Below are 25,553 nucleotides of genomic sequence, written 5' to 3' on the forward strand. Positions count from 1 at the left end.
ATAAAAATAGGTCTTCTTTGGCAGGCCTGCTTTATGAAAATCTGTTGTCCCGTTCAGGGATCTGCCAGCAGGGACTGAAGTATAAAGCCGCCCACCCGTCCTGGGACGCCGGCAAACAGGGCTTTCTCCTGTTCGGTAAGTTAAGACATGGTGTGTTTTCCTCAATTCAAGCGCATGGCATGACGGACGCTGTCAGGTGTTTTTCCAGTCCACCCCTGGAATGCGCGATAAAAGGAATTGGGATCTTCGAATCCAAGGAGGAAAGCGATCTCTGCGCCGGACATTGTGGTATTTGCCAGGTAGTGTCGGGCAAGGCTCTCCCGCACCATATTGACCAGGGCGCGAAAGTTTTCCCCCTCCTCCTCAAGCCGACGTTGAAGCGTACGCTTACTCAAGCCCAGTCGTTCCGCGGCCTTCTCAATGGTAGCCGCATTACCAGGCAACAGCTCCAGTAAGACAGCACGCACGCGTTCCGCCGTCGACGCCGTCGAATCAAGTTCACTGAGCCGTCGGCGAAGATCGGGTTCGAACGCGTGAAACATGCTTTCGTTGACCGTCAGGAATGGACGCAAAGCATCCACAGCGGCGAAAGCGATAACTGGATACTCTCCCTTTTGCACAGGTACGCCGAAGAAATTCTCGTAACGCCGGAGATAACGACTGGACGGAAGTTGCGGCAGGATAACGCGATGCGCCTTAATGTGCTCACGGGTAGCCAGTCTGGCTAGTCGCACGAAAAACGCAATCTCGGCCACTTGCAGCGAGTAAGGTACCTCGGTTTGTATCGACAACCAGCGAGGCGTCACGACCAGCTCGCCTGCGTCACCCGTATTGACTTCCAGGCTCATGGGCGCCACCAGTTGCTTGTATTTGGCGAGGCGCTGCAAAGCCTGTACCAGATTCGCGCTGCACAGGGCAGCGAACAGTGGTGGGTTGAAAGAATCAGCCGAGAGAATCTCGACGAGGCGTAAGGGAAACATGGCATCACTTGCCTCAGCCTCTAAAGCGCGCCAGAAACGAAAATAGTCTTCGCCAGAAAGCCCCTGTCTTGTACGGGAGAGTAAATCGTCTGGAAGGCCGGCCCGACGTAATACATGGCCAGGCTGAACACCTAAGTCCTTCAGTATTGCCAGCCAGCCAATATCCATGGGAAAAGTTTTGTTTTGCACCTTCAGAACTCCGTCACTATTGCTCTTTCAACCGACGCTCAGAGTATAGAGCAGTCGTGCGCTTAACCCCCGTCAAACCGCGCCACAATGACTGCACGTTGCGCCAATCTGTAACATCCACGACTCAACTCCCTGTGCTGGCATCTCTCGCATTAAAATTGGCGCAGATTGCCAGAGCGTTGTCGTGGCTTGCTTCCTATAGTGAGATGTAAACATCACACCAGCCAGGACACGTTCCACCTGTCCTGGCGGTCCAATCTGAACAATAGAGAAATCCCCATGAATGCTACCGAAGCTATCGACCAACTGGATCCCCAAAAATGGACCACAACATCTCCCGCAGAACGTTTGCGTCTGCTGGAGGAAATCCGTGCGAACCTGAAGAAGTACGGTGATGACCTCGCCTTCGCCGACAGCAAGATGAAGAATGGCATCCTCGGTGCGCCTCTTTTTTCATACCCAATGTCTAAGGTTGCTACCGTCGTTCCTATGGCGAGTACCGTCTCGGCAGCCATCATCCTTTATGAATCCATTCTCGACGGCAAGATGCCACAGCCGCTGAGCGTGGAAAAAGTGAGTGAGGATCTCTACGACATTTATGTCTTTCCGCAGGAGCGGAAAGACAAGTTGATGTACGCGGATCAGAAGAGTCGCATTCGTGTGAAAGGCGCACCGAAACAAATCAATCCGATGGAAAAGCCCGCGGGTATTATTGCCGTGCTGGGTGCCGGTAACTACAGCTCAGCGCTCGAGGTGTTGAAAGCGATCTTCTTCGAGAACTGTGCGGTCGTACACAAACCGCATCACCTGAACGAAGAAACCGACAGGATTTGGGCAAAGATCATGCAGCCGCTGATTGAGCGGCGCGTTCTGAGCTTCTGCGATACCGATCGGGGACATGATCTGACAGTAGACCCCCGCCTCTCCAGGATCTACTTTACTGGTGGAACCGCGACGGCCGAGGCTATCATGTCAGCGACAGAGACGCCGCTGATCTCCGAATGCGGCGGTAATAACCCATGCATCATCGTGCCGGGCGACCGGCCATGGACAAAGAAGGAAATTGAGCACCAGGCAGTGCAGATAGCCACCATGGCAAAGTTCAATGGTGGCGCGAACTGCGGTCGTCCCCAAACTCTGGTGACAAGCAAGCACTGGCCGCAGCGCAAGGAATTCCTCGACGCGCTGCGGGTCGCTATCTCGGAGACTACTCCGGCCATGGGTATGTACTACCCCGGCGCCGACAAGGTCGTGGATGGTTTTCGACAGGCCTATCCCGATGCGGAAGTACTGAGCCCCGAGGGCGGCAAGTATCCGCATTCCGATGTCATATTACTCACAGACGTCGAGCCCGGTGGCTACGCCACTTCACATGAAGCGTTCAGCCTGGTGCTCGCTGAAGTGCCGCTTGACCTGCCAGCCAATGCCGCGCACTTCCTCCCCGGCGCCGTCAAGTTCGCCAACACCCAGCTCCTGGGCACGCTCGCCAGTGCGATACTTATCGATGAGGACACCAGAAAGGCCCATCAGAAATTACTCGAGCAAGCGGTGTCTGACCTGGAATATGGTGCGGTCGCCATCAACAGCATGCCGTCCTTCATTTTTCTCAACCCCTATCTTACCTGGGGTGGAAATGAGGCAGGCAAGACGTTCGTTTCTGGTCGCGGCAACTTTGGCAACCTACTCAATTACGAGAACGTTGAGAAATCGATCATGGAGGCAAAGTTTATGTCACCAGGGCACATGCTGTACACCAACAAGCGAGCATTCGACAATATGGCTGGAAACATGGCGAATTTCGCAGTCGAGCCTACCTGGATGAACCTGACCTGTCTGATGGGGGACGCCATCCGCGATAGCTTCCGTAAAAAAGATTTCTGAGTCAGTAGAACGTATCGGCCTGAAAGGCCTTATCCATTGCCCCTTACTCGACTATCTTCTAGCGAGTCTGCTTCGTAGCCTGAGCAGTGAATGTGACCTTGAGGACATGCATAGGGTGAGCTCCACAACAATAAATCGGAACTCATCGCGGCTTTCCACAATAAATCGTGGTGCTCGAACGGCTTGTACGCCAGTTCGAGCGCTATCAGGCCAGAGCCGGTCGTGGCATTCTGCACCTGAAAGTGAGTCTAGCAACGATAGACTTGACGACACCTTCACTATTGTGAATTTAATTACACCATAGTAAATTAATGGGATTATTTTTGTAGGTAATTACCCAAAAACATGTCCATTTTAAGGAAAAAAAGATGATAAAAATCAGAATGTCACGACCTTCTGAAGCGGAAGACATCATCCAAATTTGGAAAAGTTCTGTCGATGCTACGCATGATTTTCTGTCAGCACACGACCGGCAAGAGATCGAAAAAGAGGTGGTCGGCTTTTTTTCGGAAACTCCTGTATGGGTAGCGACAAATGATGAAGACCAGCCACTCGGATTTATGTTCTTACATGATGGTCACCTGGAGGCCCTGTTCGTAGATGCTGCTGCTCGCGGGCTTGGCGTCGGAAAACAGTTGATATCCCATGCCCTTGCTCTTCATCCTGATTTAAGCGTCGACGTCAATGAACAAAACCAACAGGCTGTCGGGTTTTATCACCATATGGGCTTTCAGGTTTCAGGACGCTCCGGGCAGGATAGTCAGGGAAGACCTTATCCCCTGCTGCACCTGCGTAAAGGGAATGGCGTCTAACCGTTTAGCAGGGGAAATATCATCTGTTTTTTTGGCTAAACGCAACGATGTATGTACAGTTCTGTTCGCTATCCGGGTTAGTCATTTGGCACTCGCCTGCAAAGGTAAGAGCAAGACAATCACCCGCTTGCAAATGATGAGTCTGATGATTGATCCTAAAATCAAGGTTGCCGCTCAGCATCCAAAGTGTTTGCCCACAAAGATGCTCAATAGCGGAAGCGGGGATCGTCAGTTGACCCATTGCAGGGATTTCAACTTTTATCAGTTCCGGGCTGGCGCCCGCCGGGGACAATGTCCAACGAATAATGCCTGATTGTTCATCTGTCCAATGCTGCTGCTGGTGAGCGAAACGAACCAGCGAATTCTGATGTTGCTCAAGCTCGGCGAAAAGTTTTGATAGCGTAATATTCATGGCGTTGGCTAAACGACTAAGGATAGTCGCGCTGGGACTTGACACGCCTCGTTCAATCTTACTAATCATCGCCTGGCTCACGCCTGAGCGTTGAGCAAGTTCCGTTACCGTCCAGTTACGAGCTTTCCTGTGCTTTAGTAATAACTGTGCAATGTCGCTATCTACTATCTGATTTTTCGCTGTTTTATCCATTTCACCCTCACTTTCGCCAGCCTGATTATGCCATTACCTAAATTAGGCTGGAATCATTGATTGGGTCAGTGTGAAAAAGTCAGGTTTCAATGGATGGACAATTATCTTTAGCACCCACGTCATCAGAAGAGCATGAGTTTGCGATGCCCGCATCCGGCACAACGCGGGTAAGTTAATCCGAGTTCTTCGTTTCATAGCAACGTCCCCCCTTGATTAAGGATAGCGTTGCATCGACCCGTTGAACTCACAGCGAGGAGTGAACATTGTGCTTAAATAATGATGACTCTGGCAGGATGGGTTTTCAATGCCTGGAAGGTAGCCACTAATTCAGGTGACGTAAATGTGTAGCAATCCCCCACTTTAGGCCAATACATTTTCCATTAATCAGGTCGATAACAGAATAACTTGCATTGGGATGAGCATAGCGAGGGAAACTATCGACAGTCCCTTCTTTAAGAATTGCCAGAGTGCCCTGACTGACATGCCCGTGAGACACAATACATATTGTTTGTTGATGTGATGAGGTATCTTCCAGGTTTTGTAAAAAACGCATAACTCGCTGAGAAGCATGCGCCAGTGACTCCCCCCCTGGTGGACAATACTCTGCATCAAGCCTGAATAATGCATTTGCATAGTTTGGATGTTTTTGTCTGAGTAGTTCTAACGGCATACCTTCAAACTGACCAAAGGCCTGCTCTTTAAGGGCCGGTTCAGCCGTCAGTGAACAATGAAAGTGTTCAGCCAGGCTTTGCCCCATTTGCCAGGCACGCCCAAGCGGAGAAGCGTAAACACGCTCTATTTGATACTCACTTGCACTAAACGCTGCTAGTAGGACGGATGTTTCACGCAAACCCCGACAGGTCAAGGAGCTATCGCTGTGCCCCTGAATAATTCCTTCCCAATTCCACTCTGTTTCTGCGTGTCGAACAAGTATCAATTTCATCGTTAGCTGGCCATGCTCGTTGTTGATCAAAATGTCCCAACTGCGCGATGTCAAACACACACCGTTGAAGCAGCGGAAGGCTTTCCTGTTGTGGAAATAATGAACAAGTGTAGCTTATTGCCGTTATGCAGCGGCTCTGGGTGTGGGGCGCTGAATTTTATCCGTAGTTAACTTCCGCTTTTGGCACGGAGCGGACGTGTTAACGAAGCTGAAGGTCCGCTGGGAGCGCTTAGCGGACATGCCATCAGCTTATCAGCCACCTTTACGAGCATTCCATTCATCACGTGTGATTTCCCATAGCTCGGAATCCAGCAGACCGCTGACATATGCTTTCTTTTCAGTCCTAATGAGCCGCATGCCACTGCTTTGTGAGATACGTTTGGAGCGGTTATTGAGAGCCGCTTTCGGCGCACGCAATATAGTCTTATTTAAGGAATTGAACCAATAATCTGTAGCTGCGTTACAGGCCTCACGCATAAAACCTTTGCCCTGATGCTCCGGTGCTAACCAAAATCCTCGGTTGTTATCCTCAACATCATAAAGACAGATTAAACCTACCATGTTGTCAGGTGTTTCACGATGCCTAATAGTCCAGATCCAAGCGATTCCATTTGCTATATCAGGCAAGGCAACGTTATTGACATAATTCTCGGCGCCATTATCCGGATAGGGCCACGGTACTGATGAGACCATGTACCGAACAATCTCCCAGCGAGGATAAAGTATCTGAATTTGTGAGGCATCTTCTGAGGATAATGGTTTTAACAGTAAGCGTTCTGTATAGAGTATAGGTATTGGCATCAGCACTTTTCCTTCCTGAACTTAGTGTCTATTACTGTTTAAGCCATTAAATAGCTATCTCAATGTATCTTGATGTACAGAAAATATCCATACAATAGGAGGCGCGGTTAACAAGCAGTCAGGGGCAGTTTTTGGCACTGCGCGGATGAACCAACTGAGTTTAAGCTCCAGTCTGAGCGAAGAGCAAACCACACTATCTGAGGTAACGTATTACTGTTAATGGTGAACCCATTAACGCTAATACTATTATTACTTTTTTTCATCAACGGTTAGGCAGATGCATTAATGGTTAAGCTTAAGGAAATAGAAATGAAATATCCAGGCGCAGGGGCCTGGCAAATGGGAGACAGTCCAGAACTGGCAAGCGAGCTTGCTAACCTTATTAAAAAAGGAATCAAAACGGCCTCTTGTGGATCTTTTGCCTCTTACCAACAGGAAGAATCTGCTCCGAGGATTGGCAGCTATAACATAATTCTTGATGGACAGAATGTCCCGGTATGCGTGATCCGGCTGGTTTCGCTACAATTGGTGCGTTTTTGCGATATTAATGAGGAGTTCGCTCGCAAAGAGGGTGAAGGCGATTTAAGTCTTGAATACTGGAAGAAAGAGCATCAGCGATTTTTCATCCGTGAAGGTCATTTTTCTGAGGATATGGAGTTGATCGCAGAAGAATTCGAAGTGGTAGAGGTGCTGTAATCGGAGATAAAATTGCTGATGTTTATCTATCACCCTTTTCATAAACGTCCGCTCCTGGCACGAAGCGGTCAGCATGCAGGATCACCAGAACTGTCATGACAAAAGAAGATGTTGTCCTCTAACGAATGCAGGATTTATTCTCTGCCTTTCTTATTCGAAGTAATATAACGTGTGGTTTGATTGACATTACTGGAGGTATAACATGTTGGTTTATAATGTCTTTGGTCGATACCTTGGCATTCTGCGTAAGAATGAGTGCTGGTTGGTTTTTCGAGTAGATCTGACAGAAAGAAAGTATTCCCGTATCTATGACGTTGTTATTCCAGATGATCTGGCAGAAGATGAAATTGCAGGCTGGTTAGATGATATTTTCCATGAAGCTGCAACCGAACGTCATCCAGATGTTAAACGCATCGAATAATTAATTGATCAAATTATCAATATCCGCTTCTGGCGCGACGCGGACTGCCTGAATAGCCGTACGATCTCTATGAATGAAAGGTGGAGTTTAGCTTCTCGGGCCTGTTTATACACAATCGGGCTGGCTGTATTGTAACGTCCGAAAAATCTGGTAAAACATTGCTACACAAAATTCTTTACTATCAAGATTCGTGAAGGCCGTATTGAACCGGCCTTATGTGATTTTCAGACTGAATTACTGACCCGAGAGAATCGAAGCCGGAACAAGCGGCACGGAGCTCAACTTATTAACGAACCTTCAGGTTGAGAATGGAGGTTATGGGTGCTTGCCCTCTTCCAGCAGGCCATTTACCAGCAGGGTGAAAACCTGAATCGCTTTTGGTAAAGCATGCTGCGGATCTTCACTGGCAGCCACCCACTGAGCGGCATTCAGTGCAGCTCCATTTAGCAGCCAGGCGGTAGCATCCACATCTACCGGCTTGATTAAGCCGCGTTCAATCAGATCTGAAATGCTCTCTCGGGTGGCGTCAAGGCAGTTGTTCTGACTCGGCCATTTCGTAGGATCGCCAAGAAAAGCCGGGCCATCAAGCAGAACGATACGCCGGACTTCTTCATCCAGAGCCATTCTGATATAGGCTATCCCTTCAGCCAGAAGCTTTTGCTGGTCATCCCTGAACTGTGTCGCTGCACTCTTGGCACTTTGTGCCATTTCTGAGTCAATCTGGGCAACCACAGCGGCAAGCAACCCTTTTTTGTCCCCAAAATTATGGTACAGAGCCCCACGCGTCAGGCCAACGCTGGCAGTCAAATCATCCATTGATGCTGCTGCAAACCCTTTTTCGGCAAAGGCTTTTCGTGCGGCTGTAATCAACTTCGTGCGGGTTTCTTCCATCGTTTCGGCGCGGCGTTTGGCAGCCATGCGGACTCCTTGCAATATACGCAGCGTATGAAATTTGACATACGCCGCGTATGTGTGGTTAAGTTTACATACACTGCGTATATTAATTGATTTATTTATGTCACGCACGGCTTCACACATCCGAAAAAAGGATACGTTATGAACCAACCGAAACCTGTTTTCCCGGCGAATCGCCACGCTCTCTATGAGAAGCATGGTTATTCTGCTGCGATCCGCTCTGGTGATTTACTGTTTGTATCCGGTCAGGTGGGTAGCCGGGAAGATGGTAGTCCTGAGCCCGACTTTGCAACGCAGGTAGAACGTGCCTTTGAAAACCTCAAGGCCACTCTTACCGCCGCAGGATGTTCGTTTGAAGATCTTATCGATGTGACAACCTTTCATACCGATCCGGAGAGTCAGTTTTCAACCATTATGCAGGTGAAACAAACCGTTTTTCCGAAGCCGCCATATCCCAACTGGACAGCCGTGGGGGTTAACTGGCTGGCGGGATTTGATTTTGAGATAAAGGTTATCGCCCGGATTCCGGAACATCAGCTTTAAAAACTTCACACACAGATATCAGGAGGCCTGATATCTGTGTGTAAATCTGTTTTTGACACAAAAGTGGCTCGATAAAACCTAGGTTAAAAAGTTAAATTATTCGCCTGTATCAAGGTTAAACTGTAAAGGGTAGTCCATACAAGCCGGCTCCTTCACCTGACTGTTTCCGATACCATGTTGCCTGTGTGCCATCCTCTCCATTACCTGATATTGCTGATGCCTGGCCGCCGTTGCACATGCGTGGTTAGGAAGAATCCGTATCCATTTTAATTCAACACACTTTTGAGAGCTTGTTAAATACCTCAGGGCATGAAGCGGGCATTTTAACATTTAAAATTCTCTTACCTTACGTTACCTAAACCCCGATCGCTCTCCACACCTTGAAGCATTAGCGTCGCTTCTTCGACACGAATAAAGCGCCCGTCATCATCTGTTTCAGCGAACATATAAACTTCCATATCCACCTCTTCACCATTATGCTTGGTACACAAAACGCGATGCCTGGTGGCATAGAGATTCCCGTCACGAAGCTCATCGCAAACTTCTATTTTGCCGGATGCGATGATTTCCCGGAGTTTACGTGCATGCTGAGCAAAGCCATCCAAACCTTCCCACTCGTTATTAGTACGCTGGCGGTAAACGGGACTGAAATGACGATTGAGTATCAGGTCCAGTGGCACCTCCTGTTGATTGAGAATTTCATCCAGCACGGTAGTAATAGTCATTATTTTCATGGGTGATCCTCTGTGAAAGTGATGAATACTTTACAATCGACTGAATGGCTTAAGTACGGTATAAAAGACATAAAATACCGTAAACAAGTCAAAATGAATGATCCATTAATTACATTCGAGCCGGCCTTCGCTTCAGAGGGGCAAACTTTAGTCGTCGCGGTACGCGAGTCTGATGTAATACGGGAAACGCCAAATCACCATCACAGCTGTGGACAGCTACTCGGTTCGAGGCATGGGCTACTTACGGTCGATGCCGGAAATTGTCGCTGGGTGGTACCGGCGACACATGCCGTCTGGATACCTCCGGATGTTCCGCACGGCCTGCGCTCGCATGGCCCGTATTCAGGATGGAGTGTTTATGTATCTGCCCAAGCCTGTAGCGGACTACCTGATAAGCCTTGTGTTCTCTCAATAACAAATCTGCTGCGTGAAGCGATAACGCGAGCGGCCTCATGGAAAGATGTAAACCTTAACGCGTCCCAAAAACGTTTAGCTGGTGTCATCCTTGATGAAATTGGCTCTCTTCCTGAGGTCAACCTGGGGCTTTCAATGCCCCAGGATATCCGACTACTCAGAATTGCGCAGACACTGTCAGATAACCCGGACGACGACCGCAGGCTCGAGGAATGGGCAGTCTGGGCCGGAATGTCATCACGTACGCTTACACGGCGATTCCGTGCAGAAACCGGTTTTAGTTTTAATGAATGGCGACAGCGCATTCGGTTACTCAGGTCTCTTGAACTTCTGGCTGCGGGTAAGCCAGTGACGGCAATTGCTCTGGACCTTGGATATGATAACGTGAGTGCCTTCATTGCCCTGTTCCGACGGATATTCGGCACCACCCCGGGACGTTTTAAAATTTAAACCTCTAACTCTGCAGCCCCACACTAGATATTTAAACATGGCAGTGACATTGCAAAATCACAGCGACAGAGAATCAGGAATATTTCTGGCTCTTCTCAAAGAGTGGCAATCAGTACTGACGATACATATTCCACAGTGTCTGCATGCAGCAGGCTCTTTTTGAGAGTGAAGCTCAGGGTTTACTGCAGAATAGATAAAGTACAGTGTAAAACCCAGGCTGGCGACAGCACCGAGACGGCACATATAAAACGGAATCGCCCTATCCCTCGGCCAGCCAAACTCCGTGCCCGACTTTGTTATAGCGGACCTGTACTCAAGATGGTTCAGGATGAAATCTGAGCATGACTGCCACGATTACGTCAGTGAGTAGACTGCTTTGTCCTGCTTTTTTATGGCCTGCCAGTACGTCAGCGTAGTGTTCTTAACGTAACATCACACCTCTGTTCCACCTGGCCAATTCAGTCAACGACTACGAGGTGGCAAATAATGTTGACCGCCTGTGAGGCCGCTGCGATACATCTCCCTTGTATGCATTGACAAAAGCACATACTTGTTATATTTGCATTATTTATCATAGGTTAAATTTGAGGATTGTTCGTGATGTGATGCTCCATACATAAGCCCATAACATTATTTTTAACTGCCTACCCGAAAGGATGTATTGCCTGGCTGAAAGCTAGCACGCATCAGGTAAGCAAAGACTTGTTTAGCTTATACGGACATCAAGAATGATTCGAGCACTCATGAATGCCCTGGCAGGAAAGCCATGGCTGATGTTACTTGGTATATCTTTCATTATTTCCTCTGTCGGGAATGGCATTACCTATATTGTTGTTTTTAGCGAACTGATTCGGCTCGCTGCCCCGACAACCTCCCTTGCTTTAGCGTATGTGCTTTCAACTGTTCCTGGCTTAATCGGAAGTAAGGTTGGAGAGTATTATTGCCGTACTGGCAACCCTTTCTCCATTCTTGTCGTGGGCGAATTTTTAGGCATGGCAGGCTTGAGCGCCCCTTTTATGGCTGTGTTAAACGGCTCAATTCCTCTTTTTCTTATCGCACAAACCGTGTCAGCCTTCATCATCGGCATGACGTTCCCTGCTATGAGTAAGATATTTAAAACCGGGTTAAGTGAAAAGGAATTACCCGTTGCGACCACACTGGAAACCATTATCTTTGCATGTAATGTTATTTTTGGTGTTGGACTGGGTTTGTTACTATTGGGGCATGTTACCGTAATACACCTGCTGATCATTGACCTAGCCAGCTACGCCCTGTCAGTCATCATGCTATTGAGCGCTAAAGGCAAGTTCAGGAATATTTTCCATTATATAGAACAAAAAGATGCAGTTATAAGATGGAAAGAAATCAGTAACACTCAGAAACGAGGTATCCTGCTATTACCCCTATTGGCATTCGCAGGAGCCCCGGCGATGGCGTTACTGCCAGGGCTGGTTCCAACGAATCTTACCGGTCATGAAGCTCAAGCAACAGCTTTGGCTCTTCTTTTCTCTCGTAGTTTAGGGCAACTCATCGGCCCGTTACTGCTTAATCCTGAGCGTTTTGAGAAAAATAGTAATAATAATAGCCTGCTATTGGGATGTCTGTTTATTTTTGTGGCATGCTATGGTCTGATCCCTTTTTCAACCTCATCTTACCTGGCATTGGCACTGGTCTTTATTGCACATATTTTTTCAAATGTTGTTTTCTCGCTCGCGGTATATTCAGTATTGAAAAAATTTGATGAAAATCATGTGGCTGCTGCTATGGCTAAGAGCTACCGATGGCAGATGATGATCACTGCAATAGTCTCTATAGGTGCCGGGTATAGTTCGGATTACCTTGGGGTAATATACGCGCTTTATGCCTTCAGTGGCTCAGGCTTTTTGCTAATTGTAATCTTCTCATTTGTCGAAAAATATTTTTCTCCAAAGACACGGTCAAACAACCTCGAGCTGGAATAGTAGAAAGGCTACACAGCCTGAGGGCTGTGTAGCCTTATAAATTAAAATAATTCAATCGCCTGAATCCCCTGATTCACGCTTTCGTCTCCGGAATATCGCCTCGCAAGATAATGAAGACATCCTATTGCACGAAAGCGTGCAGGAGCATGGGGACCGCTGGTTAACAACTTACGCATGATATTTTCAGAGGCATATTCACGCCAGAGCATTAACAGACTGGTCTGGAAAGCTTCACGTAATTCACTAGTTTCTTCCTGAGACAGCCTCTGAAGCGTTTTCCAGGCAATATCGCAACCAGATAAATCAGCCAAGCATTCTCCCTTGGTCAGAAGCCCATTAATGTAGTTTCCGGGAAGGACTTCTATATTGCTGTAAAAATCAGCGATTACATTTGCTTTTTGAATAAAATTAGCTTCATCCTGTTGTGTCCATAGCATGTTTAAATTTCCATTTTCGTCAAAATAGCAACCTTCATCGTCGAGAGCATGACTTATTTCATGGGCAATAATAATTCCGATAGAGCCATAGTTATATCTGATCCCGAGGTTGCTCATAAGCAATGGTGACTGTAAGACAGCAGAGGGGAGTATGATTTCATTTTTACGTCTGTTGTAGCAAGCATTAACTTCATATCCGTACATGTCACAGAGGTGAGGGTTAAAAGGTCCATTCAGGCAATCACTTTAATGCCTGAACTTTTCCTCTTTTATTGCTAGTACTGTTTCTAGCGGGGTCGAAAATGAATGGTTACGCAGGCAAGGACGAAGCCCGACAGCAAATTAATGGTTACATATTGAACTACTACAACAGCGTCAGACCTCACCATTATGTTGCTTTTTCAAAAACAGCCCAGTATCCATAACCTAAAGCTTGCCAGTGACCTATGTAACGTAACAAGCGGGCCCATACTGCTTCTGCCGTGGGAACTTCTCCGCCATTTATCTTAACCATTTCTGGATCAGCCCAGCATGCCTGAAGAGCGGAAAAATCCTCTAACGTGAAATGTTTTAGAATTAAGCGCTCAGTCTCTAGCTGAGGTGCCTGCTGAAAAATCATTATATCCCCTTGAATAGTCAGGTTACATAGTCTGGTTTATTAGAATAAATTGCAGCCAGCCTATAGCATTAACATAAAATCAACAATGTCTTCTTCCCACAATAAATCATTTGTACGCATCACTAACGGCAATCGGTCAATATAAATGATGCTCCAGAACTAAACTGTCCGCTCCTGGTACAAAGCGAACCAACCAACTGAATTTAAAATCCTGTCTGAGCGAGAAGCGGACACAGGATTTACCGGTTCTGTATAACCTAACGGATAGATTTTGATACTATGCCGGACCCGCTAAACAACATGCGGATACCCAGGCCAATCATGACAACACCTGTAAATCGTTCCTGCCATTTGATAACGCCTGGGTGTTTACCTAGCCAGTTACCAAATGTGCCTGATGCCATCGCGACTGACCCCAGAGACACGATTCCTGCCAGCTTTTGGATACTGCCAAGGACAAGCAATTGCAGCCAAACTGGACCCGCTGCGGGATCAACAAATTGAGGAAGAAAAGCAAACATGAACAGCAGGGATTTTGGGTTAGTCAGGCTGTTCAGAGCGCCTTCCTTAACGGCATTCCAGTCAGAAATTTTTGCCGTTTTTCGCAGCCGCGTATCAGTACCTGAAGTCGCAATCATTTTTATGCCCAGCCACATCAGATAAGCCGCACCGATCCACCGTAACAGATCCAGCGCAACCGGCCAGGCATGAACAACGGTTACCAGCCCGAGGACAAGAAAAGAAACTTGCACAAAACCTGCTACAAATACATTGCCCAGGACCGTAAGCAGCGCAATACGTCTTCCCTGACCGACACCTCTGGCGATAGTCAGCATCATGTCTGGCCCAGGAGAAATCTCCAGCAGCGTCAGCGCGAGAAGGAAAGTTATAAACGTTTCGATGGAAGGCATCGTGATTGAGTCCAGAAAAATATTTCCGCTACGTTACCTCAGTCCGATTCATGCCGAAAGCGGAATATATTGCAGCGTCCGCCTTTGGCACTACACAGACATTTCATCTCTCAGTGATGCGGCAGCATTTTGTCCTTTTGAGCAAATTACGCCCCACTACCGACCCGAAGGCCGGTAGCTGTTGATACAACCTATTACCACGCGTTATTTCAGGTTGTTGCGGAAAAAGTCCGTTAGCTTGTCGAAGGGGATCACATCCGTGCGGTCATACAGATCGACGTGCCCTGCCCCCGGAACGACATACAGCTCTTTAGGTTGACCGGCGCGCTTAAAAGCGTCCTCGCTGAACTCTTTTGAATGGGCCTGGTCACCGGTAATAAAGAGCATCGGACGCGGCGAAATGGTTTCAATATCATTGAACGGGTAGAAGTTCATAAACTTACCGATACTACTCAGCATCGGTTTTGTCGTCAGTTCCTCTTTCTCGCCCTGCGGGGTATAACCGCCGCGTTCGGTGCGATAGAAATCAAAGAACTCGCGCTGAATTTCCGGCGTGGAAGCGTCCAGCTTATTCACAGTGCCCGGAATATAAGTTTTCTCTCCTCCTTTGAATTCGGCAAACCGCTGCTCAATGGCCGACTGGATAAAGGCCTTACGCTGTTCCAGCGTCTGGGAGTGGTTTAGGCCGTTACGAAATGCGGCGCCCATGTCATACATGCTGACGGTGGCGATAGCTTTCATACGCGGGTCAATTTTCGCGGCGCTGATGACAAAACTTCCGCTGCCGCAGATGCCCAGCACGCCGATATTATCTGGATCAATAAACGATTGTGTACTGAGGTAATCCACCGCCGCGCTGAAATCATCCGCGTAGATTTCCGGTGAAATCAGGTGCCCCGGCTTGCCTTCGCTTTCTCCCCAGAACGAGAGATCGATCGCCAGCGTAACAAACCCCTGCTCTGCCAGCCTCTGCGCATACAGGTTTGCGCTTTGTTCCTTGACCGCGCCCATTGGATGACCAACGACGATCGCCGGGTTTTTGGCGTTCTGATTTAACGTTTTCGGCATAAACAGATTGCCGACCACGTTCATTTGATATTGATTTTTAAAAGTGACTTTCTGCTGCGTCACTTTTTCGCTTTTATAAAAGTTATCAGCGCCTCTGGACATATCCGCAGCCGAGGCGGCAAATGCGCTGATGAACATTCCCAGGGCTAACGCAAATTTATTCATGATAGTTTCCTTGTCAGGACGAGTGTGATGAAAGACCATCGGCAGACGCGTCTGCACGTGAGGTCAGGAAAAGCAGTACGGTTGCGATAATCAACATCGCGGCGCTGGCCAGGAAGGTGCTCTTGTAGCCATGATGGTCGAACAGCACGCCCCCCACGGTGGATCCCAGCGCAATGGACAACTGCACCATCGCCACCATCAGCCCGCCGCCCGCTTCGGCATTCTGCGGGAACGTGCGTGGAACCCATGCCCACCATCCCACGGGCGCGGCAGTTGAAATAAACCCCCACAGCCCGAGCAAGGCCGTCACGATGGCCGCCTGGCTGCCAAACGCGATCAGGGCCAGCGCGACGGTCGCCATCAGCACAGGAATGGCCATTAGCGTCGGGTAGAATCCGCGCTTCAATACCCGGCCAATCAGCGTGGTGCCGATGAAACCCGCGCTCCCGATGACCAGCAGGATGAGAGTCACCGCTGAGGCGTCCACCTTCGTGACCGTCTCAAGGAAAGGCCGGATATAGGTAAAGAGCGTGAACTGCCCCATAAAGAAGATCCCCACACCGAGCATGCCCAGCATGACCACCCGACGGCGTAACAGTGCAAAGACGTTGCCGGCCCCCGCTGGCTGGCGGGTAACCTGCATGGAAGGCAGGCTGAGCAGTTGCCAGATAAACGCGACGATGGCGACGGGTAACAGGCAGAAAAAGGCTCCCCGCCAGCCGATGACGGAACCCAGCCAGCTGCCCAGAGGCGCGGCCACAACGGTTGCCAGCGCATTGCCGCTGTTAAAAATGGCCAGGGCCAGCGGAACACGGTGCACCGGCACCAGACGCATCGCTGTCGCCGCCGACATCGACCAGAACCCGCCGACCACGATGCCAATCAGGGCCCGGCCGGTCATATAGGTCAGGTAATTAGGTGCCATCGCAATGACGCCCCCCGAAAGTGCCATGATGCACGTCAGGCCAAGCAGCAGGTTTTTCCGGTTAAGCGTGCCTGCCAGTCGGGAAATAAACAGGCTAGTCACCACCGCAAACGCGCCGGAAATAGCGATCCCCTGCCCGGCCATGCCTTCGGTGACGTTTAGGGACTGCGCCATCGATGTCAGGAGGCTGACCGGCATAAACTCGGAGGCGATCAGGGCGAAGACGCACAGCGTCATAGCAAACACGCCGCCCCAGTGCGCCTGTTGTTTTTCACTTGCTCCGTTCTGGTTTTTGGTTTCAGTTTTCTGATTACGCATTTAGCCTTTCTTTTCCGTTGATAATGGAATGCCCTTCCCCTTCTGAAACGGCGACGTGGGGGATAAGCGCGTGAGTTAAAGAGAACGATGGATATGGAAGGCGCGACGGCTCAATCCGCAGCCCTGAGCCCGGCAGAGAGGAGCATCAGCAGGGACGTCTTACGGTGAGCATTTTCCATCTCGTTTAGCGTTGACTTTTTCATCGCATTATTGTTACCAATAGGCAGCGGTGAAACTAGCTAATGAATGCTTAATAGCTTTATAAGTAAAATTTATAAATAGCCCGGGAACCAATATGGCAAGACGCAACCTCAACGATTTACTCTCTTTCGTCACCGTGGCGCGGGAAGGCAGCTTCACGCGTGCCGCCGCGCAGCTTGGCGTGACCCAGCCTGCGCTGAGCCAGGCGATTTCCGGGCTGGAAGAGCGAATGCAAATCCGCCTACTGACGCGGACCACCCGCAGTGTGTCCCCGACGGCGGCCGGGGAACGCCTGTTGCAATCGGTGGGCCATCGTATTGATGAGATAGAGGCTGAGCTGGACATGCTGACTGAACTGCGGGACAAGCCTGCAGGAATCGTCCGCATCACCTGCGGGCCGAACGTGCTGAAAACGACTCTGCTGCCCAAGCTGGCGCCGCTGCTCCGCGAATATCCGGATATTCATATTGAGTTTGATGCTAATCACGGATTCCGGGATATCGTGGCGGATCGGTTTGATGCGGGCGTGCGGCTTGGCGATACGATTGATAAAGATATGATAGCGATGCCAATCGGCCCGAAACTGCGCATGGCAGCAGCCGCCTCGCCAGATTATTTCGCACGATACCCGGTGCCGAAAACGCCTCATGATCTGACGCAGCATCAGTGTATTAATATGCGCATGGTCCGCTCCGGCGGGATTTATGTCTGGGAATTCGATCACGAGGGAGGAGAGTTGAAGGTCCGGGTTAATGGACAGTTGACGTTTAACACGTCGGATCATGTTGTCGACGCCGCCCTGGCAGGGTTAGGCATCGCCTTTTTACCTGAAGAGGAATTCGGCTCACACATCAGAGAAGGTCGTCTCGTACGCGTGCTTGAGTCCTGGTGTCATCCTTTTCCGGGCTACTATCTTTATTATCCCAGCCGCAAACAGCCTTCCCCAGCCTTCTCACTCGTTGTTGATGCGCTGCGCATGAACGGGAAACTTTAGGTTTAAGATTTTTTCGCTGTATCAGAATGGACTTATCAAATGACCAGAACAGAGAGGCTTCTCGAGTTACTACAGATATTAAGAGCGCAAAGATATCCCATCACGGCATCCACGCTCTCAGAAAGATTAGGGATAAGCGTACGTTCACTTTATAGAGATATAAAAACGCTGCAGCATCAAGGGGTGCGCATTGAAGGTGGGGCCGGAATGGGTTATATCGTTAAGTCTGACTTTCATTTGCCACCCTTAAATTTTTCGCATGAAGAAATCAATGCTATTACCCTTGGGCTAAATTGGGTATCTCATAACACAGATGATGATTTCAAAAACACAGCAAGGAATGCGCTTGCTAAAATACACGCCGTCATCCCCGACGAATTAAAAAGCCTTATCGAAAGCCAATCTTATTTAATCGGCCCTTCAGAAAGTAATGAGGTCTTTTTCAAAGACATTCGCGATGCTATTAAAAAGCAAAAGAGAGTCCAAATAAAATATTGTGACAAGAAAGGCACTGACTCTTCTCGTGTTATATGGCCCATCGGATTGGCATATATGCAGTCATGTTGGCTTTTGGTCGCATGGTGTGAGATGAGAAATGATTTTCGTCATTTTAGAACTGACAAAATTGCAGAGATGGCACAACTGGACTCTATATACAGGGAAAGCCGGATGGCTTTATTGAAAAAATGGAGAATAAAAGAAGGGATCGCCGAGGAGAAAGAGTACTGACAAAAACTGTCACAGCTATTTTGTATACTCCCCCAGATGCAAGACTCAATTCTACGTCATAGGGGGAAGGATGAATTTCCAGAATAAAGTTGCTGTCATCACAGGAAGCACGACAGGGATAGGTGAGGCAGTCGCAGAGCAATTACACCAACATGGTGCTAAGGTCGTTATTGTCTCCCGCTCGCCAGAGCAGGCCATCAAAAAAGCGAAACAATTATCTTCACAGGGGCAACAGGCGCTGGGGATCGGATGCGATGTGTCGCAACCTGAACAAGTACAGAAAATGATTGCTGAAGTGATCAAACATTTCGGCAGACTTGATTATGCTGTAAATAATGCGGGCATAACAGGTGAGCATGGTAAAAATATAACAGAACAGACGGTTGAAAACTGGGACAAAGTTATTGCCACTTCATTGAGCGGCGTTTTTTACTGCCTAAAATACGAAATACCTGCAATGATGAAGTTTGGCGGCTCTATCGTTAATTTATCTGCAGTCAATGGTCTGGTTGGTATTCCAGGATTAGCGCCCTACACCGTGGCTAAACACGGTATCATCGGTTTGACCCAAACCGCAGCATTAGAGTTTGCAACGCAAGGCATTCGAATCAATGCCGTCGCTCCGGGCTATGTCCAAACGCCACGAATGAGTGAATTTCCTGACAATATCGTACGTAGTTTCGCCAATAGCCACCCTATGAAGAGGATGGCAAAAATGCGGGAAATAGCAGACTTCATACTGTTTTTGCTGTCAGAAAATGCGGCGTTCTGTACCGGCGGCGTTTATCCCATCGATGGGGGTTATTTAGCTGAGTGAACTATTCCTGAGTCCTTTTAAACTGCAAAAATTGCCTCAACCAGTGCCTTACGCGGCGTCTCACCGCTTCGCCGGACTCAATCAGGGTTAAACCGGGAGACTAACCCCGCCGCCTCCCCCGGCTTAATGATTCATCGCCACTCTTGCGTAATATTTCGCACTCCCTATAATAAAGTGATTACTTTTTTAAAAGGTGTTACCAATGGCCCGTCCCCGTAGTGAAGAAAAACAGCAGGCATTGCTACGTGCCGCCACCGAAATTTTTGCCGAGCAAGGGTTAGCAGCATCCACCGTAACGATCGCCAGAAAAGCTTCCGTTTCAGAGGGTACCCTGTTTCACTATTTTGAAAATAAAGACGCGCTGATAGGCGCGGTAGGTGACTATCTCCTTGATGAAATGGAGAATATGCTGGCTCGAAGTTTAGCGTCAGCTTCGCCGGAGACAAATAAGATTCAGATCGGCTGGAACGCTTATATTGATTGGGCACTGGAGAACCCGGAAGCCTACGCCACCAGCAACAAGTTAATGGTCTCCGGAAAGCTATCTGAGCAACAGATGGAAAGAAGTATGAGAATCGGGGAATTTACTATGCCTCAACTCGCATCGATAGAGGGGTTAGATGCCACGCAATCATCTGAGTTTCACGGAATGATTTCCACGGTCATGGCCAATGGTGTGATCGACCTGGCCGCGCAAAAACCTTACCTTACAGAGGCCTATAAGCGCGCAGGCTATGAGGCCATGCTCCGGGCTATCGAACTTGATGGCAGTGTATAACTGCCTTTTTTTCTCCTTTTAAATGAGTGCGTACTCACGCTATTAAATATATACATGCCAGGATTAACAATCATGATGCAAATGCCTCCCCCTTTCTCCCGGTCGCGGATTTTACCCGCACTCATGCTGATTCCCATGTTGATGGTGTTAACTGCATGCGATGGGTCCGCGGAGACAACTTCTCAGACGACAACTAAATCGGTCCTGACCGTAACCGTTGTGACACCCGAGAGACGCTCAGTGCCTCTCTCCATAGCCGCAAGTGGTGCCATTGCTGCATGGCAGGAAGCCATCATCAGCCCTGAAGCAAATGGCTTACGCGTGGAAAAATTACTGGCTGAAGAGGGTGATGTTGTTCGTAAAGGACAACCACTGGCGGAGTTTTCTCATGATACCGTTATGAATAATTATCTGCTGGCTATTGCGGAGCGCAACGAAGCTAATGCCCTCGCGCAGAATGCGCAGGCAGATGCTCTACGCGCTCGAAAATTACGAGGCACAGGTACGCTCAGTGAGCAGGATATCCATAAATTATTGACTCAGGAGTTGGCGACAAAAGCGCGCCTGGAGTCGGCAAAGGCACGGGTGGACGCGCAAAAAATATATCTCGACCAGACCGTGCTTAGGGCGCCTGATGACGGTGTGATTTCCAGCCGCCTGGCAAGCATCGGTTCCGTCCCGGGCCAAAATACAGAGATGTTCCGACTTATTCGACAGGGCCGATTTGAATGGCGAGCTGAATTATCTGCAGAACAGCTAGAAAAAGTCTTCCCGGGTCAGAAAGCGCAAATAACCTCCCCCGGCGGACATACATGGAACGGAGTGGTACGCCTGGCCTCCACCACTATCGATGCCTCTTCACGACGGGGAATCGCCTACGTGGATATTCTCTCTCATGAAATCAAAGACTCCAAATCCGTTCGGCCAGGTTCGTGGGTCAACGGCGAAATCGTTTTGGGTGACCACCAGCGTTGGACCGTACCGCAATCAGCCATCATTGCACGCGATGGGTACCATCAGGTATTCATTGTGAATGACAATCTGCAGGTAAAAGCGCTAAAGGTCAGCGTTGGTCGCGTACTGGACGATCGGCAAGAAATTGATTCTGGCCTAAATGGTACGGAACAAATAGTCGCGAGCGGAGGCGTATTTTTACATAGTGGCGATACCGTGCAAGTAGATGACGGTGTAACGTCTCCTGGCAGGGTCGAAGAGATTCAGGAGGCGAACCCGTGAATATTTCCACATGGTCCATTCGCAACCCTATACCTCCTATCCTGCTCTTTCTGGTCCTGAGTGTTGCGGGTTTTTATTCCTTCCGGATGATGAAGATTCAAAGCTTCCCTGATATGGACGTCCCCACCGTTACGGTCTCTGCCGCACTTCCCGGAGCCGCTCCGCCACAGCTTGAATCAGAGGTGGCGCGCAAACTGGAGGATGCTATCTCTTCGGTGCAGGGCCTGAAAGATATGCGTACCACCATCCAGGATGGTCTGGTCAATATGTCTGTTGAATTCCGGCGGGGAAAACCGGTCCAGGAAGCGGTGGATGATGTGCGCTCGGCCGTTCAGGGCATACGTACAGATTTACCGGCAGATCTTCGGGATCCGGTCGTCCGTAAGCTCAATATTACGGGAAAACCGATTCTGGCATTTACCGTCAGCTCCAGCAAGATGGATGAAAGCGAACTCTCCTGGTTTGTTGACAATACCCTTTCCCGGCGTCTTCAGGGCTTGTCGGGCGTGGGGACGGTTACCCGTGTTGGTGGCGTCGATCGTGAGATACAGATTGAGCTGGATCCGGTCAAATTGGAGGCCGCAGGTATCACAGCAGCGGAGGTTTCACGCCAGTTACGTGATGTTCAAATGGAGGCGACTGGCGGTAATGCCGAGTTTGGACATGGAAAGCAACCGCTTCGTTTTTTTGCCCGCGTCAAAAACATTAATGACTTATCAGCACTTGAACTACCGCTGCCCGGCGGGAAGCACTTTCGCCTGGACAATGTCGCCACAATCAAAGACACGATTGCAGAACGCCGCGCGCTGGCTTCGCTTGATGGTCAGAAGGTGGTTGGATTCGAAGTCACACGCGCTAAAGGCGCCGGTGAAGTAGAGGTCGGAGACAACATAGCCCAGGCATTAAGACAGATAAAAGCAGAATGGCCTGATCTGCAAATTACCCAGGTCTATGATTTTGTCCAGCCGGTTCAGGAAGAGTTTGATGCATCCATGCATATGATCTACGAGGGCGCCATACTGGCGATCCTTGTTGTATTCCTGTTTCTGCGTGACATTCGGGCGACCTTAATTTCGGCAGCCGCCCTGCCGCTGTCAATTTTACCCGCCTTTATCGGTATGGACGCGATGGGCTTCTCTCTGTCCATCGTAACTTTGCTGGCCCTGTCACTGGTAATAGGCCTTTTAGTTGATGATGCGATTGTAGAAGTTGAGAACATCGAAAGACACATTGGTATGGGTAAGCCCCCCTACCAAGCAGCAATTGATGCCGCCTCTGAAATTGGACTTGCCGTTGTTGCAACAACCTTTGCGCTGATCGCGGTCTTTCTGCCAACGGCTTTTATGCCCGGCGTTGCCGGAAAGTTCTTTCAGCAATTTGGCTGGACAGCTGCGCTGGCCGTTTTTGCCTCTCTGATAGTGGCTCGCTTGCTAACCCCGATGATGGCGGCGTATCTGATGAAGCCGCACGTGCGCCCGCAGCGGGATCCATTCTGGATGGCGGCATATCTGCATGCTTGTCACTGGACATTACGACATCGCTGGCTCACTTTGTCGCTGGCGGGAGGATTTTTTATTGGCTCATTGATGCTTATCCCTTTACTTCCTAAAGGGTTCTTCCCCGCTGACGATAATTCGCAAACCCAGGTGACGCTGGAGCTGCCTCCCGGCGCCACAATAGATCAAACACAAGCCCTGGCGGAACAGGCCAGGCATCGTCTGGGAAATCTCCGTCATATTCGTCATATCTATACAACCATTGGTGGAGGCGCGACGGGAAGCGATATCATGGCGGCCGACGGCAATAGTGATGTAAGGATGGCAACGCTTACGCTATTGCTGGATCCTCGTAAAGAACGACCAGAGAAACACATTATTGAGAACGACATTCGTGCCGCAATGGCCACATTGCCAGGGACACGTAGCAAGGTTGGTTTTGGTGCTTCTGGTGAAAAGTATCAGTTGGTGCTGGTTGGAGATGATCAACAACTGCTCTCTAAAACAGCAGAAGCGGTATTACGCGATTTGCGTCAAATTCCCGGCCTGGGAAACATCACTTCCAGCGCGGGGCTTACCCGTAATGAAATTATCCTGCGGCCCAATTTCTCCAGGGCAGCAGAGCTTGGCGTGTCAGGAGCAGCGATTGCCGATACGCTGCGTATAGCGACGGTTGGCGACTACGACCAATTTTTGTCTAAATTCAATGTTGAGCAACGCCAGATCCCCATTGTCGTCAAGTTATCAAAGGCGCTGCGTGAACATCCACAACAGCTCGAGAAGCTATTGGTCCCAGGAACCAAGGGGCCCGTGATGCTCGATCAAGTTGTCACGCTGGAACAGGGTAGCGGGCCTGCACAGATTAATCGCATCAATCGGGCACGCAGCATCTCGCTGGATGTAGAGCTTTCAGGTATGGAACTGGGAAAACTGACCGCAATGGTATCGACGCTCCCCTCTATCCAGAATTTACCGCCAGGCATACATCAACTCACTCAGGGTGATGAAGACATGATGAATGAACTTTTTGCTGGCTTCGCGACCGCCATGGTTGCCGGGATTCTGGCCATATATGTCGTACTGGTTCTCCTGTTTAAAGACTTCTTCCAGCCCATCACCATTCTGGTAGCGCTCCCGTTATCCTTGGGAGGGGCGTTTGTTGGACTGCTACTTGCAGGCCAGGCGTTTTCGATGTCCTCGCTGATTGGTTTGATCATGCTAATGGGGATCGCCACTAAGAACTCGATCCTGTTGGTTGATTATGCGATTGAATCACGTCGCGGACACGTTAGCCCGGATGGAGCCACAATCGTCAGACCTTTCAGCAGAACTGAGGCAGTGCTTGACGCCTGTCATAAACGCTCGCGCCCGGTCATCATGACAACGCTGGCAATGGGCGCAGGTATGCTTCCGGTTGCCATGGGCTTTGGCAGTGCGGATCCCAGTTTCCGCAGTCCAATGGCGGTAGCGGTTATTGGAGGGTTAATCACCTCCACCGTGTTGAGCCTATTGGTTATTCCTGTGGTCTATACCCTGATTGATGATCTTGAGAAAGGAATACGTAAGTTACCTGCGCTGGTGCGTGAGAGTAAATTGAGTTTCAGGAAGAAAGCAGGTTTTACCATGCTAGGACTGGTGCTGGTGTACTGGTTAGCTTTTCCGTTTATTCCTTTACTCAATATTCCCAATAAAATTGTTGTCGTTTCGATCGTCGCTGTAGTTGGTGAAATCCTGTTTATATTCGCCGTTACGCTTCTCGGTAAAGAATATTGGAATAAGATTAAGGCATGGCTGCGAAAGCGATTATTCAATCGAGGGAATTAATTTATCTTAAAAACCTTGGTTAGCCTTGCATCAGAATTAACTACTTATATCAATAATCATGGGGGGTAGCGATGACCTGCCCCCGCAATGATCAAATAAGGCATAGCCATTCGCCTTAACCTTTGTGAGAAAAATGGTCTCAGTGTGGTGTTTATGAATATGTTAGAGAAAATTGAAAATCCCGTTCCTTATCAGACGATAAAAGACATTGTCACCTGGATTGAAGAGGATCTTACCCGCGCCATGCCTGTCATAAAAATTTCAGAGAAATCAGGCTATTCTCCATGGTATCTACAGCGCCTCTTTAAAAAAGTGACTGGATATACACTTGTAGGTTATATTCGGGCCAGGAGAATGACCGTTGCTGCAGAATTACTCAGAAGCAGTACATTATCTATTTCCGAGATTTATCTACATGTCGGCTTTGACGATCATTCGTCTTTTTGCCGTAATTTTATGAGACATTTTGGTGTTACCCCCTCAACTTGCAGATCAAAACCTGAGAAAATATCGTCTAAAGTTATAATTCCTCCTGACCTCTAAGATAGATGACTGTTTATCCCGACTGCTTCGTAACCCAATTAATATATTCCCAAATAAAAAGACAACGGTTGCTTCGAAATATCTACACCTTATATAGGTTCATTTCATAAGGCTTTAACGTCGGCTATGTCGAGGTGTGAACCTCATA

At 49.0% G+C, this 25,553-nt stretch carries 24 protein-coding genes and 2 pseudogenes; 15 read left to right on the forward strand and 11 right to left on the reverse strand.

Annotated features, from left to right (window positions below):
- Positions 1-161: 161 nt before the first annotated feature.
- The gene (locus tag ABLU78_RS19410) at positions 162-1,169 is read right to left on the reverse strand and encodes an AraC family transcriptional regulator (RefSeq protein ID WP_032707863.1); all 1,008 of its coding nucleotides are present in this window, start codon (positions 1,167-1,169) and stop codon (positions 162-164) included.
- Between the two features lie 279 nt (positions 1,170-1,448).
- On the opposite strand from ABLU78_RS19410, the gene ABLU78_RS19415 reads away from it, so the two are divergent.
- Both ABLU78_RS19415 and ABLU78_RS19420 read left to right on the forward strand, forming a co-directional pair.
- Positions 1,449-3,050, forward strand: a complete 1,602-nt coding sequence (locus tag ABLU78_RS19415) for an aldehyde dehydrogenase family protein (RefSeq protein WP_032707862.1) — start codon at positions 1,449-1,451, stop codon at positions 3,048-3,050.
- A 368-nt stretch (positions 3,051-3,418) separates the two neighbouring features.
- Positions 3,419-3,862 (forward strand): acetyltransferase, encoded by a 444-nt coding sequence (locus ABLU78_RS19420; RefSeq protein WP_047036659.1) that lies wholly within the window; start codon positions 3,419-3,421, stop codon positions 3,860-3,862.
- A gap of 19 nt (positions 3,863-3,881) precedes the next feature.
- Here the strand turns inward: ABLU78_RS19420 and ABLU78_RS19425 are convergent, their stop codons facing one another.
- The 3 genes from ABLU78_RS19425 to ABLU78_RS19435 all read right to left on the reverse strand — a co-directional run bounded on the left by ABLU78_RS19425 (position 3,882) and on the right by ABLU78_RS19435 (position 6,210).
- Positions 3,882-4,466, reverse strand: a complete 585-nt coding sequence (locus tag ABLU78_RS19425; RefSeq protein WP_048228685.1) for a helix-turn-helix domain-containing protein — start codon at positions 4,464-4,466, stop codon at positions 3,882-3,884.
- 322 nt (positions 4,467-4,788) lie between these two features.
- A complete protein-coding gene (locus tag ABLU78_RS19430) occupies positions 4,789-5,409 on the reverse strand; it encodes a histidine phosphatase family protein (protein ID WP_072001148.1) in 621 nt (206 codons plus the stop codon).
- A 252-nt stretch (positions 5,410-5,661) separates the two neighbouring features.
- A complete protein-coding gene (locus ABLU78_RS19435; protein ID WP_015705173.1) occupies positions 5,662-6,210 on the reverse strand; it encodes a GNAT family N-acetyltransferase in 549 nt (182 codons plus the stop codon).
- Positions 6,211-6,549: 339 nt separating this feature from the next.
- Between ABLU78_RS19435 and ABLU78_RS19440 the strand changes: the two genes are divergently transcribed.
- Positions 6,550-6,906 (forward strand): ASCH domain-containing protein, encoded by a 357-nt coding sequence (locus ABLU78_RS19440; RefSeq protein WP_161798772.1) that lies wholly within the window; start codon positions 6,550-6,552, stop codon positions 6,904-6,906.
- Positions 6,907-7,108: 202 nt separating this feature from the next.
- Positions 7,109-7,327, forward strand: a complete 219-nt coding sequence (locus tag ABLU78_RS19445; protein ID WP_015366962.1) for a hypothetical protein — start codon at positions 7,109-7,111, stop codon at positions 7,325-7,327.
- Between the two features lie 315 nt (positions 7,328-7,642).
- Here the strand turns inward: ABLU78_RS19445 and ABLU78_RS19450 are convergent, their stop codons facing one another.
- Positions 7,643-8,245, reverse strand: a complete 603-nt coding sequence (locus ABLU78_RS19450; protein ID WP_015705172.1) for a TetR/AcrR family transcriptional regulator — start codon at positions 8,243-8,245, stop codon at positions 7,643-7,645.
- A gap of 138 nt (positions 8,246-8,383) precedes the next feature.
- Between ABLU78_RS19450 and ABLU78_RS19455 the strand changes: the two genes are divergently transcribed.
- Entirely contained in the window at positions 8,384-8,785 is a 402-nt protein-coding gene (locus ABLU78_RS19455; RefSeq protein WP_015705171.1) for a RidA family protein, read from the forward strand.
- A 341-nt stretch (positions 8,786-9,126) separates the two neighbouring features.
- Here the strand turns inward: ABLU78_RS19455 and ABLU78_RS19460 are convergent, their stop codons facing one another.
- Complete coding sequence (locus ABLU78_RS19460; RefSeq protein ID WP_170926287.1) at positions 9,127-9,513, reverse strand: nuclear transport factor 2 family protein; 387 nt, start codon at positions 9,511-9,513, stop codon at positions 9,127-9,129.
- A gap of 99 nt (positions 9,514-9,612) precedes the next feature.
- Between ABLU78_RS19460 and ABLU78_RS19465 the strand changes: the two are divergent.
- The 3 genes and pseudogenes from ABLU78_RS19465 to ABLU78_RS19475 form a co-directional block, all read left to right on the forward strand.
- Positions 9,613-9,831 (forward strand): annotated as a pseudogene (locus ABLU78_RS19465) (AraC family transcriptional regulator); the annotation flags it as partial.
- A gap of 99 nt (positions 9,832-9,930) precedes the next feature.
- Complete coding sequence (locus ABLU78_RS19470; RefSeq protein WP_032706210.1) at positions 9,931-10,383, forward strand: AraC family transcriptional regulator; 453 nt, start codon at positions 9,931-9,933, stop codon at positions 10,381-10,383.
- Positions 10,384-11,111: 728 nt separating this feature from the next.
- Positions 11,112-12,344: a hypothetical protein gene (locus ABLU78_RS19475; protein WP_015705169.1), complete on the forward strand. Its 1,233-nt coding sequence runs from the start codon at positions 11,112-11,114 to the stop codon at positions 12,342-12,344.
- 41 nt (positions 12,345-12,385) lie between these two features.
- On the opposite strand, the gene ABLU78_RS19480 is transcribed toward ABLU78_RS19475, so the two are convergent.
- The 5 genes and pseudogenes from ABLU78_RS19480 to ABLU78_RS19500 form a co-directional block, all read right to left on the reverse strand.
- Positions 12,386-12,985 carry a M13-type metalloendopeptidase gene (locus ABLU78_RS19480; protein ID WP_071647585.1) on the reverse strand — a complete coding sequence of 200 codons (600 nt, stop codon included), beginning with the start codon at positions 12,983-12,985 and terminating at the stop codon, positions 12,386-12,388.
- A gap of 187 nt (positions 12,986-13,172) precedes the next feature.
- Positions 13,173-13,400, reverse strand: a pseudogene (locus ABLU78_RS19485) (GNAT family N-acetyltransferase); the annotation flags it as partial.
- Positions 13,401-13,657: 257 nt separating this feature from the next.
- Positions 13,658-14,311, reverse strand: coding sequence for a LysE family translocator (locus ABLU78_RS19490; RefSeq protein ID WP_015705166.1), 654 nt, complete (start codon positions 14,309-14,311; stop codon positions 13,658-13,660).
- Between the two features lie 204 nt (positions 14,312-14,515).
- Entirely contained in the window at positions 14,516-15,544 is a 1,029-nt protein-coding gene (locus tag ABLU78_RS19495) for an alpha/beta hydrolase (protein WP_045412727.1), read from the reverse strand.
- A 13-nt stretch (positions 15,545-15,557) separates the two neighbouring features.
- Entirely contained in the window at positions 15,558-16,787 is a 1,230-nt protein-coding gene (locus ABLU78_RS19500; RefSeq protein ID WP_323806312.1) for an MFS transporter, read from the reverse strand.
- A 295-nt stretch (positions 16,788-17,082) separates the two neighbouring features.
- On the opposite strand from ABLU78_RS19500, the gene ABLU78_RS19505 reads away from it, so the two are divergent.
- From ABLU78_RS19505 to ABLU78_RS19535, 7 genes are all read left to right on the forward strand, one after another.
- On the forward strand, positions 17,083-17,982 hold the full coding sequence (locus tag ABLU78_RS19505; RefSeq protein WP_015366976.1) for a LysR family transcriptional regulator: 900 nt from the start codon (positions 17,083-17,085) through the stop codon (positions 17,980-17,982).
- A gap of 39 nt (positions 17,983-18,021) precedes the next feature.
- Positions 18,022-18,711: a YafY family protein gene (locus tag ABLU78_RS19510; protein ID WP_015705163.1), complete on the forward strand. Its 690-nt coding sequence runs from the start codon at positions 18,022-18,024 to the stop codon at positions 18,709-18,711.
- Positions 18,712-18,781: 70 nt separating this feature from the next.
- Positions 18,782-19,528, forward strand: coding sequence for an SDR family NAD(P)-dependent oxidoreductase (locus ABLU78_RS19515; protein WP_015705162.1), 747 nt, complete (start codon positions 18,782-18,784; stop codon positions 19,526-19,528).
- A 202-nt stretch (positions 19,529-19,730) separates the two neighbouring features.
- Positions 19,731-20,306: a TetR/AcrR family transcriptional regulator gene (locus tag ABLU78_RS19520; protein ID WP_020079054.1), complete on the forward strand. Its 576-nt coding sequence runs from the start codon at positions 19,731-19,733 to the stop codon at positions 20,304-20,306.
- Positions 20,307-20,378: 72 nt separating this feature from the next.
- Complete coding sequence (locus ABLU78_RS19525) at positions 20,379-21,542, forward strand: efflux RND transporter periplasmic adaptor subunit (RefSeq protein WP_020079055.1); 1,164 nt, start codon at positions 20,379-20,381, stop codon at positions 21,540-21,542.
- On the forward strand, positions 21,539-24,862 hold the full coding sequence (locus tag ABLU78_RS19530) for an efflux RND transporter permease subunit (RefSeq protein ID WP_348820654.1): 3,324 nt from the start codon (positions 21,539-21,541) through the stop codon (positions 24,860-24,862). The genes ABLU78_RS19525 and ABLU78_RS19530 overlap by 4 nt, the downstream gene beginning before the upstream one ends.
- Before the next feature lie 153 nt (positions 24,863-25,015).
- Entirely contained in the window at positions 25,016-25,405 is a 390-nt protein-coding gene (locus tag ABLU78_RS19535) for an AraC family transcriptional regulator (RefSeq protein ID WP_072032850.1), read from the forward strand.
- Positions 25,406-25,553: the final 148 nt, after the last annotated feature.

Source organism: Klebsiella sp. JN_Kp122, from assembly GCF_040062085.1.
Taxonomy (GTDB): domain Bacteria; phylum Pseudomonadota; class Gammaproteobacteria; order Enterobacterales; family Enterobacteriaceae; genus Klebsiella; species Klebsiella aerogenes.

Excerpts from the sequence above, each read along its gene's own strand:
- ABLU78_RS19525 (WP_020079055.1), top strand. The coding sequence starts at position 20,379 with ATGATGCAAATGCCTCCCCCTTTCTCCCGGTCGCGGATTTTACCCGCA.
- ABLU78_RS19450 (WP_015705172.1), bottom strand. The coding sequence starts at position 8,245 with ATGGCTGCCAAACGCCGCGCCGAAACGATGGAAGAAACCCGCACGAAG.
- ABLU78_RS19500 (WP_323806312.1), bottom strand. The coding sequence starts at position 16,787 with ATGCGTAATCAGAAAACTGAAACCAAAAACCAGAACGGAGCAAGTGAA.
- ABLU78_RS19440 (WP_161798772.1), top strand. The coding sequence starts at position 6,550 with ATGGGAGACAGTCCAGAACTGGCAAGCGAGCTTGCTAACCTTATTAAA.
- ABLU78_RS19535 (WP_072032850.1), top strand. The coding sequence starts at position 25,016 with ATGAATATGTTAGAGAAAATTGAAAATCCCGTTCCTTATCAGACGATA.
- ABLU78_RS19490 (WP_015705166.1), bottom strand. The coding sequence starts at position 14,311 with ATGCCTTCCATCGAAACGTTTATAACTTTCCTTCTCGCGCTGACGCTG.
- ABLU78_RS19495 (WP_045412727.1), bottom strand. The coding sequence starts at position 15,544 with ATGAATAAATTTGCGTTAGCCCTGGGAATGTTCATCAGCGCATTTGCC.
- ABLU78_RS19445 (WP_015366962.1), top strand. The coding sequence starts at position 7,109 with ATGTTGGTTTATAATGTCTTTGGTCGATACCTTGGCATTCTGCGTAAG.
- ABLU78_RS19475 (WP_015705169.1), top strand. The coding sequence starts at position 11,112 with ATGATTCGAGCACTCATGAATGCCCTGGCAGGAAAGCCATGGCTGATG.
- ABLU78_RS19515 (WP_015705162.1), top strand. The coding sequence starts at position 18,782 with ATGAATTTCCAGAATAAAGTTGCTGTCATCACAGGAAGCACGACAGGG.
- ABLU78_RS19510 (WP_015705163.1), top strand. The coding sequence starts at position 18,022 with ATGACCAGAACAGAGAGGCTTCTCGAGTTACTACAGATATTAAGAGCG.
- ABLU78_RS19480 (WP_071647585.1), bottom strand. The coding sequence starts at position 12,985 with ATGTACGGATATGAAGTTAATGCTTGCTACAACAGACGTAAAAATGAA.
- ABLU78_RS19415 (WP_032707862.1), top strand. The coding sequence starts at position 1,449 with ATGAATGCTACCGAAGCTATCGACCAACTGGATCCCCAAAAATGGACC.
- ABLU78_RS19430 (WP_072001148.1), bottom strand. The coding sequence starts at position 5,409 with ATGAAATTGATACTTGTTCGACACGCAGAAACAGAGTGGAATTGGGAA.
- ABLU78_RS19420 (WP_047036659.1), top strand. The coding sequence starts at position 3,419 with ATGATAAAAATCAGAATGTCACGACCTTCTGAAGCGGAAGACATCATC.
- ABLU78_RS19505 (WP_015366976.1), top strand. The coding sequence starts at position 17,083 with ATGGCAAGACGCAACCTCAACGATTTACTCTCTTTCGTCACCGTGGCG.
- ABLU78_RS19435 (WP_015705173.1), bottom strand. The coding sequence starts at position 6,210 with ATGCCAATACCTATACTCTATACAGAACGCTTACTGTTAAAACCATTA.
- ABLU78_RS19520 (WP_020079054.1), top strand. The coding sequence starts at position 19,731 with ATGGCCCGTCCCCGTAGTGAAGAAAAACAGCAGGCATTGCTACGTGCC.
- ABLU78_RS19455 (WP_015705171.1), top strand. The coding sequence starts at position 8,384 with ATGAACCAACCGAAACCTGTTTTCCCGGCGAATCGCCACGCTCTCTAT.
- ABLU78_RS19425 (WP_048228685.1), bottom strand. The coding sequence starts at position 4,466 with ATGGATAAAACAGCGAAAAATCAGATAGTAGATAGCGACATTGCACAG.